16 protein-coding genes and 1 pseudogene are annotated in these 15,874 nt (G+C 68.7%); 9 read left to right on the forward strand and 8 right to left on the reverse strand.

The window, feature by feature from the left end; translation table 11 throughout:
* Window positions 1–6: 6 nt before the first annotated feature.
* From QQM72_RS37595 to QQM72_RS37615, 5 genes and pseudogenes are all read left to right on the forward strand, one after another.
* The gene (locus QQM72_RS37595) at window positions 7–978 is read left to right on the forward strand and encodes a sugar phosphate isomerase/epimerase family protein (RefSeq protein ID WP_314225287.1); all 972 of its coding nucleotides are present in this window, start codon (window positions 7–9) and stop codon (window positions 976–978) included.
* Window positions 979–1,316: 338 nt separating this feature from the next.
* Window positions 1,317–2,261: a sugar phosphate isomerase/epimerase family protein gene (locus QQM72_RS37600; protein WP_314225288.1), complete on the forward strand. Its 945-nt coding sequence runs from the start codon at window positions 1,317–1,319 to the stop codon at window positions 2,259–2,261.
* Window positions 2,258–3,802 (forward strand): GMC oxidoreductase, encoded by a 1,545-nt coding sequence (locus QQM72_RS37605; RefSeq protein ID WP_314225289.1) that lies wholly within the window; start codon window positions 2,258–2,260, stop codon window positions 3,800–3,802. Before QQM72_RS37600 ends, QQM72_RS37605 begins: the two co-directional genes overlap by 4 nt.
* Window positions 3,803–4,026: 224 nt before the next feature.
* Window positions 4,027–5,451 (forward strand): MFS transporter, encoded by a 1,425-nt coding sequence (locus QQM72_RS37610; RefSeq protein WP_314225290.1) that lies wholly within the window; start codon window positions 4,027–4,029, stop codon window positions 5,449–5,451.
* Between the two features lie 216 nt (window positions 5,452–5,667).
* Window positions 5,668–5,832: pseudogene (locus tag QQM72_RS37615) on the forward strand (IS5/IS1182 family transposase); the annotation flags it as partial.
* Here QQM72_RS37615 and QQM72_RS37620 read toward each other — a convergent pair.
* From QQM72_RS37620 to QQM72_RS37630, 3 genes are all read right to left on the reverse strand, one after another.
* Window positions 5,829–6,908, reverse strand: coding sequence for an IS630 family transposase (locus QQM72_RS37620; protein ID WP_314225291.1), 1,080 nt, complete (start codon window positions 6,906–6,908; stop codon window positions 5,829–5,831). The pseudogene QQM72_RS37615 and the gene QQM72_RS37620 sit on opposite strands and share 4 nt — an antisense overlap.
* A gap of 153 nt (window positions 6,909–7,061) precedes the next feature.
* Complete coding sequence (locus QQM72_RS37625; RefSeq protein WP_314225292.1) at window positions 7,062–8,024, reverse strand: TAXI family TRAP transporter solute-binding subunit; 963 nt, start codon at window positions 8,022–8,024, stop codon at window positions 7,062–7,064.
* Window positions 8,017–8,298 (reverse strand): nickel-binding protein, encoded by a 282-nt coding sequence (locus tag QQM72_RS37630; RefSeq protein WP_314225293.1) that lies wholly within the window; start codon window positions 8,296–8,298, stop codon window positions 8,017–8,019. The genes QQM72_RS37625 and QQM72_RS37630 overlap by 8 nt, the downstream gene beginning before the upstream one ends.
* A 112-nt stretch (window positions 8,299–8,410) precedes the next feature.
* Here QQM72_RS37630 and QQM72_RS37635 point away from each other — a divergent pair, with 112 nt between their 5' ends.
* The 4 genes from QQM72_RS37635 to QQM72_RS37650 all read left to right on the forward strand — a co-directional run bounded on the left by QQM72_RS37635 (window position 8,411) and on the right by QQM72_RS37650 (window position 11,772).
* Entirely contained in the window at window positions 8,411–9,211 is an 801-nt protein-coding gene (locus tag QQM72_RS37635) for an IclR family transcriptional regulator (protein ID WP_314225294.1), read from the forward strand.
* 656 nt (window positions 9,212–9,867) lie between these two features.
* Window positions 9,868–10,614: a hypothetical protein gene (locus QQM72_RS37640; RefSeq protein ID WP_314225295.1), complete on the forward strand. Its 747-nt coding sequence runs from the start codon at window positions 9,868–9,870 to the stop codon at window positions 10,612–10,614.
* The gene (locus QQM72_RS37645; RefSeq protein ID WP_314225296.1) at window positions 10,611–11,153 is read left to right on the forward strand and encodes a cupin domain-containing protein; all 543 of its coding nucleotides are present in this window, start codon (window positions 10,611–10,613) and stop codon (window positions 11,151–11,153) included. Before QQM72_RS37640 ends, QQM72_RS37645 begins: the two co-directional genes overlap by 4 nt.
* 409 nt (window positions 11,154–11,562) lie before the next feature.
* Complete coding sequence (locus QQM72_RS37650; protein WP_314225297.1) at window positions 11,563–11,772, forward strand: hypothetical protein; 210 nt, start codon at window positions 11,563–11,565, stop codon at window positions 11,770–11,772.
* A 76-nt stretch (window positions 11,773–11,848) separates the two neighbouring features.
* Here QQM72_RS37650 and QQM72_RS37655 read toward each other — a convergent pair whose 3' ends face one another.
* The 5 genes from QQM72_RS37655 to QQM72_RS37675 are packed head-to-tail and all read right to left on the reverse strand — an operon-like array spanning window position 11,849 to window position 15,874.
* Complete coding sequence (locus QQM72_RS37655; protein WP_314225298.1) at window positions 11,849–12,499, reverse strand: MBL fold metallo-hydrolase; 651 nt, start codon at window positions 12,497–12,499, stop codon at window positions 11,849–11,851.
* A 34-nt stretch (window positions 12,500–12,533) separates the two neighbouring features.
* Window positions 12,534–13,271, reverse strand: a complete 738-nt coding sequence (locus tag QQM72_RS37660) for a maleylpyruvate isomerase family mycothiol-dependent enzyme (protein WP_314225299.1) — start codon at window positions 13,269–13,271, stop codon at window positions 12,534–12,536.
* Window positions 13,261–14,097, reverse strand: coding sequence for a fumarylacetoacetate hydrolase family protein (locus QQM72_RS37665; protein WP_314225300.1), 837 nt, complete (start codon window positions 14,095–14,097; stop codon window positions 13,261–13,263). The genes QQM72_RS37660 and QQM72_RS37665 overlap by 11 nt, the downstream gene beginning before the upstream one ends.
* On the reverse strand, window positions 14,094–15,182 hold the full coding sequence (locus QQM72_RS37670; RefSeq protein WP_314225301.1) for a cupin domain-containing protein: 1,089 nt from the start codon (window positions 15,180–15,182) through the stop codon (window positions 14,094–14,096). Before QQM72_RS37670 ends, QQM72_RS37665 begins: the two co-directional genes overlap by 4 nt.
* On the reverse strand, window positions 15,179–15,874 hold the full coding sequence (locus QQM72_RS37675) for a class II aldolase/adducin family protein (protein ID WP_314225302.1): 696 nt from the start codon (window positions 15,872–15,874) through the stop codon (window positions 15,179–15,181). The genes QQM72_RS37670 and QQM72_RS37675 overlap by 4 nt, the downstream gene beginning before the upstream one ends.

The raw sequence follows: 15,874 nt of genomic DNA on the forward strand, positions 1-15,874 counted from the left end.
CCGACCATGAACGGGAATCCGAGCATCAGCGGTGCCACACCCCCCTCCGAGGGGATCAGGCTGGGCATGCTCACCGCCTGCCTGCCCTCCTGGAACCTGGAGAAGATCGCCCGGTACGCGGCGGGCCGCGGGTACCAGGCCCTGGAAGTGGCCGTCTGGCCGGACACCGGCGGCCGCGACTTCGAGGCAGCGCACCTGCCGGTGGCCTGCTTCACCGACGACGACGCCGAGCGCACCCGCACCCTGTTCGACACGTACGGACTGGAGCTGTCGGCGTTCGCCTACTACGAGAACCACCTCCACCCGGACCCGGAGCGGCGGGCCTCCTACCGCAGCCATCTCAAGCACGCCGTCGATGCCGCACAGAGACTGGGCGTGCCGTACGTCGGCACCTTCATCGGACGGGACTGGACGAAGACGGTCGCCGACAACCTGGCCGAAGCCGAGCGGGTCTTCCCGGAATTCGTCGACTACGCGGGCGAGCGCGGCGTCAAGCTCGTCATCGAGAACTGCGTGATGGAGGGGTGGCATCCGGACGGCTACCCCGGCAACCTCGCCTACTCCCCCGAGCTGTGGGAGTGGATGTTCGATCTGGGGCTCTACCTCAACTGGGATCCGTCGCACCTGACCTGGATCGGCATCGATCCGGTGGAGACCATCGCGCCGTACATCGACCGGATCGTCCACGCCCAGGCCAAGGACGTGGAGCTACGGCCGCAGGACCGGCAGCGGTGGGGCCACTTCGGGCCGGCACGAGACCGCTCCGGCAGCCCCTGGGACATGGGCTGGTGGCGATACCGGGTGCCCGGCCTCGGACAGGTCGACTGGCGCTCCGTGATCGACCGGCTGTACGAGCACGGGTTCACCGGAACCCTCTCCGTCGAACACGAGGACCCTGTCTGGGGCGGCACGCCGGAGAAGGTCGTCCGCGGTCTGGACATCGCTCACCGTACGCTCGCCCCGCTGCTGGGCCACTGAGTCCCCCGCGCCACCTGTCGCTTCTTCGGAGACTGTGGTTGACCAGCGTCTCCCTCCTCGGGCCGAGGCGGCTGTCACCGATATGTGATATCGGGTCCTGTCCTGCCTCTTGACGTCCTGGTGGCCCGAAAAGCACTATCACCATAATCATCATGGTTAATACCGGTATCCCTTCCGGTGTCCGGGACCGCGCATCGCCCGGGAATATCCGCCTCGCGGTGCGACAGCCGGCTTTCCGCTCCCCCACACCAGCCTCGCCCGATCGGGGCCGCCCTCTGATCGCGCGAGCCCCCGCAGATCGCCCCTGACGGGGCCGCCAGAGAAAGAGAAGAGAATCCGTGCAGAACGACATACGCATCGCCACCTTCGGGATCCGGCACGAACTCGGCCCGCTTTCGCTCGGTTTCCGCTCGCCCGACGGCGAGTTCGTGCGGCAGCAGGTCGTCGACAGCCCCCGGTCCCTCCCTCTCGGTGACCTTCCGCAGCGCCTGCGCAGCGCGTTCGGCGTCACCGCCGTCGAGATCATGGATGAACATCTCAGCGGAGCCCCCGCCGAGGAACGCGCCGCACTGCGCAGCGCGGTCGACCGTGGGGAACTCACCTACAGCCTCGCCGCCATCAGCCGTTACGTCGGGGACGCCGACGCCGGCCGGCGTGCGGAAGACCTGGCCGCGGTCGAACGCATCATCAAGCAGTCCGCCGAAGCCGGCGCACAGTCGGCACGGGTGATCCTGCTGCCGCCGCCCATCGTGCCCCAGGTGCCCCTCGCCGCCACCGACGAGCTCGTGGCGGCACTCCGGCACCTCGTCGGCGTCGCCCACGCGGCGGGGGTCTCCCTGCTGATCGAGAACGACGACGAGATGACGTCGGTCCCCGAGTACGTGGAAGCACTGCTCGACGGTGTGGGTCCGGAGCTCGGGTTCGTGCTCGACACGGGCAACCTGGAGCCCGTGATGTCCGAGGTGGTCGGCAGTGTCACCGCGGGACGCGAACCCGGCGACGTCCAGGACGCCGAACAGACCTACCGGGCGATCGAAGCACTCCTGCCACGCGCACAGGTGGTCCACGTGAAGACGTACGGATTCCACGACGACAAGCGCTCGAAGGTCTACGACCTCGACCGGGTGCTGCAGATCATCGCCGACAGCGGCTTTGCGGGACCGCTCACCATCGAGTACGGCGGCCCGGACTCCTCGGTGGCCTACGACACGATCCGGCAGACCGTCGCACGCATCCGGGCCACGACCCCCTCGGCGCAGAGCAAGCAGGTGCAGAGCCGATGACAGCGCGGTTCGTGGACAGCTCGGCGCAGGGCGGGCTGCCGAAAGAAGTCGATCTCCTGGTCGTCGGCAGCGGTCCGATCGGCTCGGCCTACGCGAGGATCGTCTCCGAGCGTGTCCCCGGCGCCCGGATCCTCATGGTCGAGGCCGGCCCGCGTCTCACGGGCGTGCCCGGAAAGCATGTCCTCAACATCCAGGACCGCACGGAACGCGCCCGCGCCGTACGGCTGTCCGAAGGGCGTACGGCCGGGGAAGAGCGCACCTCCATGCGGGCGCACTTCGACGCCGAGGCGACCGAACTCGCGGCGGCGGCCGGAACCTTCTTCGTCGACCCGGCGGCGCCGGGCGCCGGCAGCGGGCTGCTCCCGGCCCTGGCTGCCTCCCGCAACGTCGGCGGAATGGGCAGCCACTGGGGTACGGCATCGCCCTACCCCCGGGGGCGCGAGCGGGTCGGCTTCATCCCGCGGGACGAGTGGGACGCGGCACTGGACAAGGCCAAGCAGCTGCTCGCCGTGAGCGAGGAGCCGCTGACCGACAGCCCCGAGTGGCAGGAGTGCCTCGCCCGGCTCGGCAAGGAGTTCAACGACGAACTGGACCCCGACGGCCCGGTGCGGAACATACCGCTCGCCTGCCGGAGGAACCCCGACGGCACCCTGCACTGGTCCGGTTCCGACACGGTCCTCGGTGACCTGGCCACCGGGCCCCGTGAGACGTTCGCGATAGCCGCGGACACTCTCTGCCGTCGGCTGACGGGGGAAGGCCGTCGCATCACCGGGGCAGTCCTGGAGCACCGGCCCACCGGACACACCGAGCGTGTCTCGGCGAAGGTGGTGGTCGTGGCCGGCGACGCGCTGCACACCCCGCAGTTGCTGTGGGCTTCCGGCATACGTCCCCAGGCACTGGGCCGCTACTTCAGCGAGCACGTGTTCGTGGGTACCACGCTCACGCCCGCCGGACTGGACGCCACACCCGACCTCAGCATCCTCCACGCGGACGGCACGTCCAGTGGCGTGGGGTGGATCCCGCTCCCGCAACACGGGGAACTGCACGGCCAGTTCCGGCAGTCCGTCGTCCGCTCCGAAGGATCGGACCGCAGCACGGGGATGGTGCTGTTCTCCTTCATGTTCGCCAAGGAGGCACGCTTCGAGGACCGGATCTGGTTCTCGCAGACCGAATGCGACCCGTACGGAATGCCGGCCATCCGCTACGACTACGAGTACACCCCGCACGACCTGGACCTCATCGAGCAGGCCAGACGCCAGGTCGCCCGCGCCGCCGGCGCACTCGGCGCCGACCGGCCGACCGTCATGGTCCAGCCGGGCGGGACGTCGTTGCACTACCTCGGCAGCACCCGTATGGGCCCGGCTGACGACGGCACCTCCGTGTGTGACAGCCACTCCCGTGTGTGGGGTTACGACAACCTCTACCTGGGAGGCAACAACGTCATCCCGACGCCGGTGGCCTGCAACCCCACCCTGACGTCGATGCTGCTGGCCTGCCGGGGAGCGGAACAGGCCGCCTCGCTCACCGCGTCCTCGCTGTGACTCGGTGATCCCTCCGGACTGAAGCCGTACGCCGGCACCCCACGGGACCGGCGATCGCACGTCGTACGGCACCACCCCTCATCACGAGATACCCCTCGTTCTCCCGGACCGATGCGCTGTGTGCGCTGTGCGCCACCGATCGACCGCGCATCGGGTCCGGACGGGATCGCCCGCGCTTGCGGGCATCCGTGTCGCACACCGTCGTGCCCACCTCTGGGAGAGCCATGTCCACCACAGAACCCGCCGCCGTCGAGGCACAGCCGTCGCTGATCAGCGCGGACAGCCGCCCCCGCCTTCCCCTGCTCCACCGAGCGGTCTACGGACTCGGGGACTTCGCCGGCGGCATGATCTGGAACACCACCATCGCCTACCTCGCCATCTTCTACACCGACACCGTGGGCATCGCGGCCGGCGCCGTCGGCATCCTCATGGTCGGCGCACGCGTCCTCGACGCCGTCATCGACCCGGTGATCGGCGCGCTGGCCGAGCGGACACACAGCCGGCACGGCCGCTTCCGCCCCTGGATGCTGTACGGCATGTTCCCGCTGGCGGCGTTCTCGGTCCTCGTCTTCACCGCCCCGTTCTCCGGTGACTCGGCGGCCGCCGTCGCATGGGCCACCCTCACCTACATGATCCTCGGCATCCTGTACTCCGCGGTCAACGTGCCGTACGGAGCGCTCGGCGCCGCCATGGCGGAGACTCCGGCCGACCGCACGTCCCTGAGTTCCTTCCGCTACATCGGTTCGAATGCCATCGGCATCCTGCTCGGACTGGTCACGGTCCCGCTCATCACCTTCTTCAGCCGGTCACAGGACGGGGACTCCGCGACCGCCGGCGGGTACACGATCACCCTCGCGATCTTCGCCGCGGTCTCGCTGCCGCTGCTCTACGCCGTGTTCGCGACTGCGCGGGAAACCATCACGCCGGTCCGGCCCAAGCAGCCACCGATTCGCGTCACGATGCGCGCCGTCCTGACCAACCGCCCCCTCCTGGTGTTCCTCGTGGCCACCCTCCTCATCGTCATCTCCTATTTCGGACGTATGGGAGTGGTGATCTACTTCTACGAGTACAACGTCGGTGACTCGGCGCTCGTCCCGCTCCTGATGAGCCTGCCCTGGTTCGCAGCGATGATCGGTACCTTCGCCTTCACCCGGTTCGCACGGCATCTCGGCAAGCGCAACCTGCTCATCGTCTCGCTCGTCGTTCAGGTGCTCGCGCTCGTCGCGCTGTATCTCGTCGACCCGCACAGCACGTCCCTGGTCGTTCTCTTCACCGCGCTCCACGGGCTGGCCGGCTTCAGCATGGCACTGCTGATCTCGATGATCGCCGACGTGATCGACCACGGTGAGCAGCAGACCGGTATCCGCTCCGACGGCACGGTCTACGCCGTCTGGAGCTTCGGAACGAAACTCGCGAGTGCCGTCAGCGCCGCCGGGGTCGGCCTGCTCGGACTCCTCGGCTACCGGCCGAACTCCGCACAGACCTCCGAGGCGCTCGGCGGTATCAGCTTCGTCGTCAACCTTCTGCCCGCCCTGGTGGGCGTCGCCGCCATCCTGGTCCTGTTCGGCTACAAGCTGACGGACCGTGATGCCGTTGACGTTCGCAACGAGTTGAACAGTGCCGCTCGAGCCGCGCGCGAGGCCCGCTGAGAGGTCTGTTCCCGGCTGCGTCGTGATGTCCATGCCGGCGTTGCTCACCCGCCCAGGGCACCGGGGGACCCCGGTGCCCTGGGCGGGTCGAAAGCGCCGCCCGTTGCCACCGGCAGTCCGGCGCAGTCGGGCGGCGATGGGACCGGGAACCGCGGAACTCCCGGCGTCTGTCTCCCGCCCGGCAGCTCCCGGCCGCGCGGTTCCAGGCAAAAGCGGGTAGCCGAGCGGAGTATCGGTCGGATCATGATGCATCGTTGCCTCGCCGGCGACTACGAGACCGTGCCGGCCGGCTCCGCGGCAATGATCCACGTCGCTTCGGTCGACAACCTCGCCAGGCGTACAACGGCCGAGACCACTCCCACCTGGCGAGGAACTCGCTAGTCTTCTGAGTCAGGAATCCTGTGTAAATAACCGGCGAGGCGTTCGAGGATCTCGTCTGCTGTCTTGGTCCAGATGTAGGGCTTGGGATCGGTGTTCCATGCGGCGATCCAGGTGCGGATGTCCTTCTCAAGGGCCTGGACGCTCTTGTAGGCCCCTCGCCGTATCTGTTTGTTCGTCAGTTCTGCGAACCACCGCTCCACGAGGTTGAGCCAGGACGAGCCGGTAGGCGTGAAGTGCAGATGGAACCGAGGGTGGGCGATCAGCCAGGTCTTGACGGCCGGCGTCTTGTGGGTGGCGTAGTTGTCGAGGATCAGGTGCACCTGCAGATCTGCCGGGATCTCCTGGTCCAACTTGATCAGGAACTTCTTGAACTCCTCAGCCCGGTGCCGGCGGTGCAGGGATCCGATCACTTTCCCGGTGGCGACCTCGAGTGCCGCGAACAGGGTGGTAGTGCCGGCACGGACATAGTCGTGGGTGACCCCGGGCATCATCGGCAGCACCGGCTGAGAGCGGTCCAGAGCCTGGATCTGCGTCTTCTCATCCATACAGAACACCAGCGCCCTCTCGGGCGGGTCCATATACAGGCCCACGACGTCGTGCACCTTGTCCACAAAGTACGGGTCCGTCGACAGCTTGAAGGTTTCCGAGCGGTGGGGCTGCAGGCCGAAGGCCCGCCAGATCCGCGACACGGTCGACTGGGAGAGGCCCAGCTCTCTCGCCATCGCTCTCGTCGACCAGTGCGTGGCGTTCCTCGGTGTCGACTCCAGCGTCCGCTTCACCACTGCGGCAACCTGCTCGTCGCTCACCGAGCGGGGGCCGCCGGATCGGGGCAGGTCACCCAGACCGGCGATGCGATGCTCGTTGAAACGCGCCCGCCAGCGGCCCACCGACTGCCCCGTCATGCCCACCAGGGCACCGACATCCTTGTTCGACATGCCGTCCGCGCAGGCCAGGATAATCCGGCACCGCACCGCCCATGACTGAGGAGTCGAGCGACGCCTGACCCACCCCTCAAGCGCCGCCCGCTCATCCACCGACAGCACCAACTCGGCCTTCGGCCGCCCCGTACGAGCCATACCGCAAGCCTACATATATAGAAGGAACTCCTGACTCAGAAGACTAGGGCACAACCGGGCAATCCGGCTGCTCCGAGCGCCCTGTCAGGGATGTCGGCAGGGGGGACAGGCGGGACGCCGTGACGCAATCATGCTTCCGGCGGTGCTGCGGCCTCACTTCCAGAGCGGGGCGCCGTCGGACTGTTCGCTGTCCCCCAATGCCTCGTACGTACGCGCTGCGGCCGGGTGCAGCGGCAGCGGCGAGCGTGCCATGTCGGCGGGGACGAGTGGGTACGTCACCGGTGAGTGATCGGCCGGCAGGTGTGTGTACTGCGCCTCCAGGGCCCGGCGCGTCATCACCAAGCACCAGGTGGCGAGGGCGGCGACGTCGTCGTCCAGGTCCTGCCTGCACAGGATCGCGAAGTCCGAGAAGTCGAGCGTGCGCAGATCCTCGGTGAGGCCGGGGAAGTAGCCCGCCTTCACCATGGCATCCTGCCACCCCTCGGCGGCGAAGGCCCGCAGCACGTCCTCTCCCCATGGCAGGTACTTGACCGGCCTTACGCTGTCGAGCTGCTGCCATCGCGGGGTCATCACCGCTTCGTGGATGAGGACGTTCGCCTTGCCCTCGATGAAGTGGTCCAGCGGCGGGAACGGGCGCTCGTCGTAGAAGAACGTCAGCTTCCCGGGGTCGACGCCGGCGATACGGAGCGCCTTGTGTGCGGCGAGGCCGATGAGGTTGACCCCGTCGTCCGGCGAGGTGGCCACGGTCAGCTGGTCGGTGATGGAGGCGAGGTCAGCCACGGTGGTGGCGGGCAGGGACGCATCGACGGCAACGACGAGCCGGTCGCGCTGGCCTATCACGCCCAGTGAGGCCAGCCCCTCCGTCTTCCCCGCGCGGTCCAGCATCCGCACCGCGGCCGTCGGTGTGACCAGGGCGATGTCGGCCTCACCGGTGCGCAGCGCCTCGATCTGGTCGACGCCGCCTCTGCCGTTCCAGATGGCGAAGCGGGAGCCTGCGGGGGCGCGGTCCCCCATTTCCTGGGCCAGCCAGCCGCAGATCCGGTGGAGGTTGGCCTGCCCCCAGTCACCGCGGAAGTGCAGGGTGATTGGGCGTCGCAGCGCGGGTGCCTCAGACATGGCCGCCCTGTCGCACCATCTCGGCCAGCTCCACGGCGTTCTGCGTGAAGTCGATCTCGTGGATGGCGTCGAAGGGGAAGCCAATGCGCTCGAACTCCTCCTCCAGGGCCTTGGCGCTGTCGGCCTCGTAGACCGAGACGATGAACCCGGAGTCGGTGTTCACATACAGCTGCCGAAAGGTCGCGTGCACCTGCTGGGCGACCTCCGGCGCGTTCCCCGCGATCTCCTCGACCGACAAGCCCGGGGCCTGGTGAAGGCTCAGGTACAGAGGCATGGCAAGTCTCCTTCGCCGTTTACATGTGTCATTGTGCAGAACACTGTCCCGTTCACGGGAACGTAATGGCAAGGGCCCGAAGGGTGGAAATCCCTGCGCTACTGTGCTCAGCGTGGATCGAAAAACGGGGACCAACAGCGATGAGCCCAGCTCCGCCCGCCGGCCGTCGGGCCTGATCGGGGCCGTCGACAACGTGCTGCGCATGCTGCGCATGTTCCAGGACCACGAGATGATCCGGGTGAACCAGGTGGCCCGCGACATGGGCCTGTCACGCTCCACGGTCCATCGCATGCTCGCCACGCTCAGCCACCACGGCTTCGTGGTCCAGGACGACTTCTCACGCGCATACAAACCGGGTCCCGCACTGGTCGACATCGGTCTGTCGGTCGTCGCGAACATGGACATCCGCTCGCTCGCGCACGCAGCCCTGGTGCAGCTGCGCGACGAGAGCAATGAAACCGTTCATCTAGCGACCCTTCGCGGAGCCGAGGTGCTGTACGTCGACAGCGTCGAGAGCAATCAGGTCGTACGCACCGGCAGCCGGACCGGCTGGACGCTGCCCGCACACGCGACAGCCGCCGGCAAAGCGCTGCTCGCCGAACTCGACGACGAAGCCCTCCTGGCCCGCTACCCCGAGGAAGACCTGCAGGCACCCACGTCCCGCGCTCCGCAGACGCGTGAGGAGCTCAAGAAGCAGCTCACGGACGTCCGACGCCTCGGTTACGCGGTCAACAACGCCGAGAGTGAAGCCGACGTCGGCGCGGTCGCGGCAGTCGTCCGCGACAGGCACGGTCGCGCACGGGCCGCCATAGCCACCACGGCCCCCCAGTCCCGGGTCGACGACAGCTGGGTCTTTAGGGCGGCGGCCGCCACGATCCGCGTCGCCCACGAACTGGGCGAGCGCATCGACTGACACCCGCCCACCCGGCCCGCGTCGCCGGCCCCCAGATACTCGGGGTGACGCGGCGCCGGTGTGAGCGCAAGGCCGCGGCCCCGTAGCCGCCGAGAGCGGAACGGCCTGCCAAGGCGGTCACGCGCGAGGGCATCGCCGCCGCGGCGTGCCTCGTGGAAGCCGAGGGCCTGCAGCGGGTCACCGCGCGCCGGCCGGTTAGGAGCTCGGCACGGGACCGGCTCGCTGTACATGTACGCGGCCACCACCGCCGAGCCGCACGCCCGCGATCCTCGAGAAACCGCCGGCCGAGGCCGATCTGCGCGGCCACGGCCAGCGGCGACTGGTGCGATCGGACCGAGGCTGCCCTCACCTCGCGCATCGATGTGTTACCGGCCAACCCCAGTCGCCACAGCGGGGCGTGCCACCGCCGCTTCCGCTTGGCCCAGCGACGTGATCAGCAGCACAGGCCCACCCACCACGATGGTCGCCCGGAGTTTCCGGGGCGACCATCGGCGTCTCCACACCGCGCGTGACCTGGCCTTTCAACCTGCTCCTCGACACCACTCACGCGTACCTACGAACGGGTCGGCCATTGCTCGACGCTTGCCATGCGTCAGATATTAGTACCAAAATAGCGACCATTGTTCCGCATGGTGAAACATATAGGAGGGGCAGTCGTGAGTGAGCCCACCGCAGAGGCGGTTCTGCTGGAAGAGACGCAGCAGATCTCGCCGCCCGATCCCGACCGTGCACCACTCAAGACCAGCGTTTTCGAGCACATGGCCAGGTCCGCAGGACAGCTGATGCCGCTGTTCCCCTACGACCACGCCGGTGCGATCGTGCCCTGCGGCGCGGTCCTCACCGGCGGCCCGGACGCCGACTACGGCCACTTCTTCCACTGGAACACCGTCAACGAAGTCGTCGTCGTCTACGGAGCACACCGGTCGGTGCTGGCCACCGGACAGATCATGGCGACGCAGAACCTGCACGGCGTCAACTCCTACCTCCGCGACGAGAAGGAGGAGGGCGCCTACGGCCTCATGGTCATCACCCAGCACCAGGCAGAGGAGGGAGACCAGTCCGAGGCGATGATCGCCCGCTGCCAGGAGTGCAAGGCGGAGATCGTGCGGCACGAGTACGACGCCACTCCGGCCGACCTGCCCGGACATGACGCAACCCGGCACGGCGGTGCCGCCGACGACCGGGTCTCGCAGTTCCCGACGACGGTCGGATCGGCCAGGTTCGCGGACATCCGCAATTCCGACGCCGGACGCACCTGCAGGGAATGCGGCCACGTCAACAGGCCGTTCGCCACGGCCCCTTGGGGATGGCACCGGACAGTCGCCCAGACCACCGCTGCCAATGCCGCGTACCGCGCGCTGCAGGAAGCCGGACAGCGAGCACTTCAGGAGGTCTCCCGATGACGAACCGCCGACGGATGCTCCACGCGCTCAAAGTCGCCCCCGAGCTGGGGAGCTACGCCGACGCGGCCGTGCTTCCCGCGGACACCGACCCTCAGCTGTACTTGTCGTACAACGAGTTGCCGCAGCCGTTCCACCTGATCTGTGAGAAGGACACGGTCCTGAGCCAGCTGTCCGGCAGCAGCGACGTGCTCCTGCGCGACAGTTCGGTGAACAGGTTCCGGATGGGCATCGGCGATCACGTCTACGTGCCCGCCGGCACCCCGCACCAGATCGTCCCCGTGGAGGCCGGTACCGCGATCCGCTTCATGGCGCTCAAGGCGGGGCGTCAGGGCGCGGTCTGGTACTGCCCGGAGTGTCGGACCGAGCTGCGCCGCTACGAGTGGGAGCACGACAACGACGTGATGCCCTCCACCTTCTACGCGGCCGCCTGCGCGCGTTTCTCGGCCGATGAGGCCGCTCGTACCTGTGTCTCGTGCAAGACCGTGCACTCCGAGATCGATCTCGTCGCGTTCGGCTGGTCGAGTCCGGTACCCGCCTGAGACCCGTCGAGGCCGGTGCGGGTCACCACGTATGGATCACCTCACCGGGAGGGCCGGCAGTCCGCACGCTCCCCAAAGCGGCCCAGCCGCGTCCTCTCGGTCTCCAACGTCCCAGTCGCACAAGGGAGAGAGCACCCCGCAGGGCAACTGCGATCCTTTTCCGCACAGCGGGGAACGGCGGGTCCAGGAGTCGATGACCTGCCCGGTAGTCCTCTGGACGAGAGACGGTGGCGGATCCCGGTCGGTTCACGGATCCAGCCGTCGCTCTGGGACTTCGTCCTCGCCCCGACTCTGGACCACGGTCGGGGCTCGCTCCTCCACTACGACGACTGGCATGTCAGGCGGAGCACCATCGCCACCCCGGCACCGCCACGGCCTTGGGCAGGCCCATCGGTTCGATGCTCGCCGGATGGCTCGACGACCGGTACGGCAGGCGCCGCCCGCTGACGCTTTCCTCGCTCTGATCTCGGTCGCCGTGCTCCTGACCGCACTGGCGCCCGATCTCGAAACCGTCGCCGTGGCCAGGCCGCTCACCGGATTCAGCATCCGCGGCGCGGGGCCCGTTCTGCTCGGCGAAGTCACCAGGGCCGCCGGCTCGGTAGAGCATGAGGCGGTGTGAGCCGCCCACAGCACGACGTGGTCCCGCCCGACTCCTGCAATGTCGGGCGGGACCACGTCATCGACGAGCCCAGCGATCAGACGGCTGTCGCCGTGCCGTGGTCGAGGACCTGGACACTGCACTCCTTCGGCCCCAGGTTCCGGAAGAGCTGCTGGTGCAGTTGCTGGTGGACGGTGGCGAGTCCCTCCTGGTGGATGGGTATCGCCGTGCGAGGAGCGACGGCACGCAGGTAGTCGATCGCCTCGCTCACCTTCATCCATGGACCGCCGGACGGCAGCAGCAGCACGTCCACCCGCTGAGGTGGGAGAGCGAAGGCGTCACCGGGGTGGAACAGCCGCCCGTCGACGAGATAGCCGTTGTTGTGGACGCACGCCAGCTGGGGGTGGATGACCGCGTGATCGCCGGCGACCACCTGGACCGGCACCCCGGCGAGGGTGACGGCACCGCCCTTGCCCACGATCTCGTGCTGCAGGCCGACCGCCGCCAGACGGGCACTGCTGCCCTCGTCCACGATCAACCGGGCACCGGAGTTCGCGGCGAGCAGCGGTGCGAGGCGCTCGATGTCGAGGTGGTCGGGGTGCTCATGGGTGATCAGCACGGCATCGAGATCGCGTACGTCCTCGAATCCGGTCGCGTACGTACCCGGGTCGAAGAGCAGTCGGGCGGAACCGCTGTCCCGTTCGATCTCGACCAGCACGCAGGCGTGCCCGAAATGGGTGATCTTCATGGTGTGCTCCGGTGGATGGAATGGCTCGTCGGGACTACAGCCACGCGGGCAGCGCGGGCAGGCCCGGCGTCGAACAGGTGAGTCCGGCGCCGGATGTGCGGCCGGTGAGCCAGCCCAGCAACTCGGCTGTCGGGCCTTCGACTTCGGCCGGGGCGGTCGCGGAGTCGGCCGGCCCGGTCGTCAACGGCGGTCCACCCGGCCGGGGGTGTAGGACCAGAGCCGGACAGGTGTCGTGCCTGGCCAGTGCGGTGACCACGTCGGGGAGCAGTGCCGCGGCCAGGTCGTCGGGCAGCGCGGCGAACGTGACTCCGGTACTCAGGTCGACGAGGTGGATCCACACCTCCCGGATGCGGAGCCAGGGAATGAGCGCGGCTGGTACGAGGCGCCCCTGGGCGGTGCGTACGGTGTGCCCCCAGGCGATGTCCGGCATCTCGTCAAGGGACTGCCGGAGCCGGATCGCGCTGTCGTGGACGTCCTTGACGATCACCTGCGGGTTTCGCTGAGCGCCTTCCTCGATGTCGCGCAGGCGCCCGGTGACACCGTGCGGGTACATGGGGGTCTCGACGCCGACGGCGGCCCAGGTGACCAGGTTGCCCAGGGCATCGGCGTTGCGGGCGAGGTGAGTGAGCAGGTGGGCCGTCGTCCATCCGGGCAGGGGGGAGGGGCCGGTCACCCACGACTCGTTCGCCTTGCTCAGTTCGCCGAGGAGGAGGTCGGTGCCCTGCGTCAGCCAGTCGAACAGGAGCGGGACGGGGGCGGGCTCACGCGTCATGCGGCTTCTCCCGGACACAGTGGTTGCGGCACTCGCCGAGTCCCTCGATCCGGGTGGTGAGGACGCTGCCGTCGCCGAGGTACTCGCTGGGTGTCCGGGCATGACCGACGCCGCCGGGGGTGCCGGTGGCGATGACGTCGCCGGGCTCCAGGGTGATGATCGTCGACAGGTACGACACCAGCGCCGCCGCATCGAAGACCAGGTCGCCGGTGTCCGCGTGCTGCTTGGTCACGCCGTCGACCTCGGTGATGAGCTGACGCGAGCCGGCGCCCGCTTCGTCCGAGGTCACCAGGACGGGGCCGAACGGGGTCGTGGCCTCGAAGTTCTTGCCTTGCAGCCACTCTTTGGTGCGGTACTGCCAGTCGCGGGCCGTGACGTCGTTGAGCACGGCGTATCCGGCGATGCGGCCGTTGACCTCCTCCGCGGTGACGTTGCGGGCCCGGGCTCCGATGACGACGGCCATCTCGCCTTCCCAGTCGATGGCCTGGGAGGCCGCGGGCAGCACGATGTCGTCGTACGCGCCGATCAGAACGGCGGGGAACTTCGCAAAGAGCGTGGGGTATTGGGGGAGTTCGCGGCCCATCTCCAGAATGTGCGAACGGTAGTTGAGACCGACGCAGAAGATCTTCTGCGGGCGTGGGACGACGGGCGCGTAGTCGAGTCCGTCCAGGGCGTGCCGGGCGCCGCCGGCGCCGGCGGCGAGCTCCCGCCAGCCGTTTTCGGCGAGCAGCGCACCGACATCGAGGTGACCGGTCTCCACCGCCTCCGTGTCGTCGACACGGACGGCGGCCGTGCCTGTGGCGGTGCGGATGGTGGCGAGTTTCATGAGTACTCCCTGCGGGCGAGGTTGAGGCGTTCGAAGATGGGGGCGTCGCTGAATCGGAAAAGGTCGAGGCCGGTGCGGGCCTCGATGGCGACCTCGCACCAGGACGGCACCGCGATGACGTCGCCGCGTACCAGGTCGGTGCGCTTGCCGTCGAGGGTGATGGCGCCGGCGCCGTCGAAGACCTGCCACACGCTGGAGCCGGTTTCGCGGACCGCGGCGGTACGTTCGCCAGCGGCAACGCGATGCATTTCCGTACGTATGGTGGTGAGCGCGTCGCCTCCCGTGGTGGGGTTGCTGAAGCGCACGGCGGCGTGACCGGGCTCCGTCACGACCCCGGTATGTCCGTCGGCTGCCACTTCGAGCTGAGCGGTCAGGGCGGCGTCGGTGTGTTCCCAGCGGTAGGCGGCAAGCGGCGAGTTGGGGGTGTCCTGTGCCGTCGCCGCGACGGGGCGCAGGCCCGGGTGGCCCCAGACCCGCTCGGAGCGGGAGCGGTGCGGGGTGGACCGGTCGGTCACCCCTTCCTCGCCGAATTCGAAGAAGCCGGTGTCGGTGGCGGAGACGAACGGGATGTCGAGGCCGTCCAGCCAGGCCATCGGCTTCGGGTGCGGGTTGTGGTGGCCGTGGAACTGCCACCCCGGGGTCAGCAGGAGGTCGCCCCGCCGCATGGCCACGGGGTCGCCGTCGACGACCGTCCACACGCCTTCGCCTTCGAGGACGAAGCGGAAGGCGTTCTGGCTGTGCCGGTGGGCCGGTGCGACCTCGTTCGGGCCGAGGTACTGGATGGCCGCCCACAGGGTGGGGGTCGCGTACGGGAGGCCGGGCAGCCCCGGGTTGGACACGGCGATGGCGCGTCGCTCGCCGCCGCGGCCGACGGGGACCAGATCACCCGCGCGGGCGGCCAATGGGTACAGGTCGTCCCAGTGCCACACGTAGGCAACGGCCTGGGGTGCGGGCGTCATCGGCATGAGGTCTTCACGCTCGGTCCACAGCGGGATGAGCCCGAACCGGTTGAAGTCCTCGTACAACTGCTTCTCCGCAGTGGTGAGTTCAGCGTCGCTGTCCGCCGTCGCGGGTGTCTGCGTCATTGGAAGGTCCTCTCTGCGAGTCGGGTCAGGTAGTTCCAGCCGGCGTCGCGTTGGGCGGAATTCCAGATCTGTTCGCGCTTGAAGGCCGCTTCCTCGGCGTCGGACCAGACCTTGACTTCGCCCGCCGCCATGGCCATGAGCTGCGTACGGCACGCACGCTCCAGCAGGACGGCGTACATCACGGCGGTCGCAGCGTCCGGCCCGGCGGTCACGGCCCCGTGCTTGGGCAGAAGGCACGCGGGCGCGTCGCCGAGGGTCTCGGCGAGGGCACCGCCGAGCTCGGCGGTCGCGATGAGCGCGCCGGTGTCGGTGAAGCGGGGCACCTGCGGGTCGCTGAACACGACGCCGTCGTGGGAGAGCGGCAGCAGCGGCACGTCCAGGGAGGCGAACGCGCTCAGGGCGGGCGCGTGCGTGTGCACGACGCAGCGGACGTCGGTGCGCCGCGCCATGATCTCGGTGTGGATCGGGTACTCGATGTGCCGCTTGCCCTCGCCGTGCAGGACCTCTCCGTCGCGGCTGACGAGCAGGACACGCTCGGGGCTGATCTCTTCGAAGCCCCAGCCGGATGCCTTCATCCATACGCCGTCGGTGTCGGGGTCGCGGAGCGCCGCGTGCCCCCACACCATGTCGGTCAGGCCGGCCGCGGCCAGGGCCCGGCTGGCTCGGACGGTCTCGTCGATCTCTTCTTTCAT

Source organism: Streptomyces zaehneri (assembly GCF_032248645.1).
Taxonomy (GTDB): domain Bacteria; phylum Actinomycetota; class Actinomycetes; order Streptomycetales; family Streptomycetaceae; genus Streptomyces; species Streptomyces coriariae.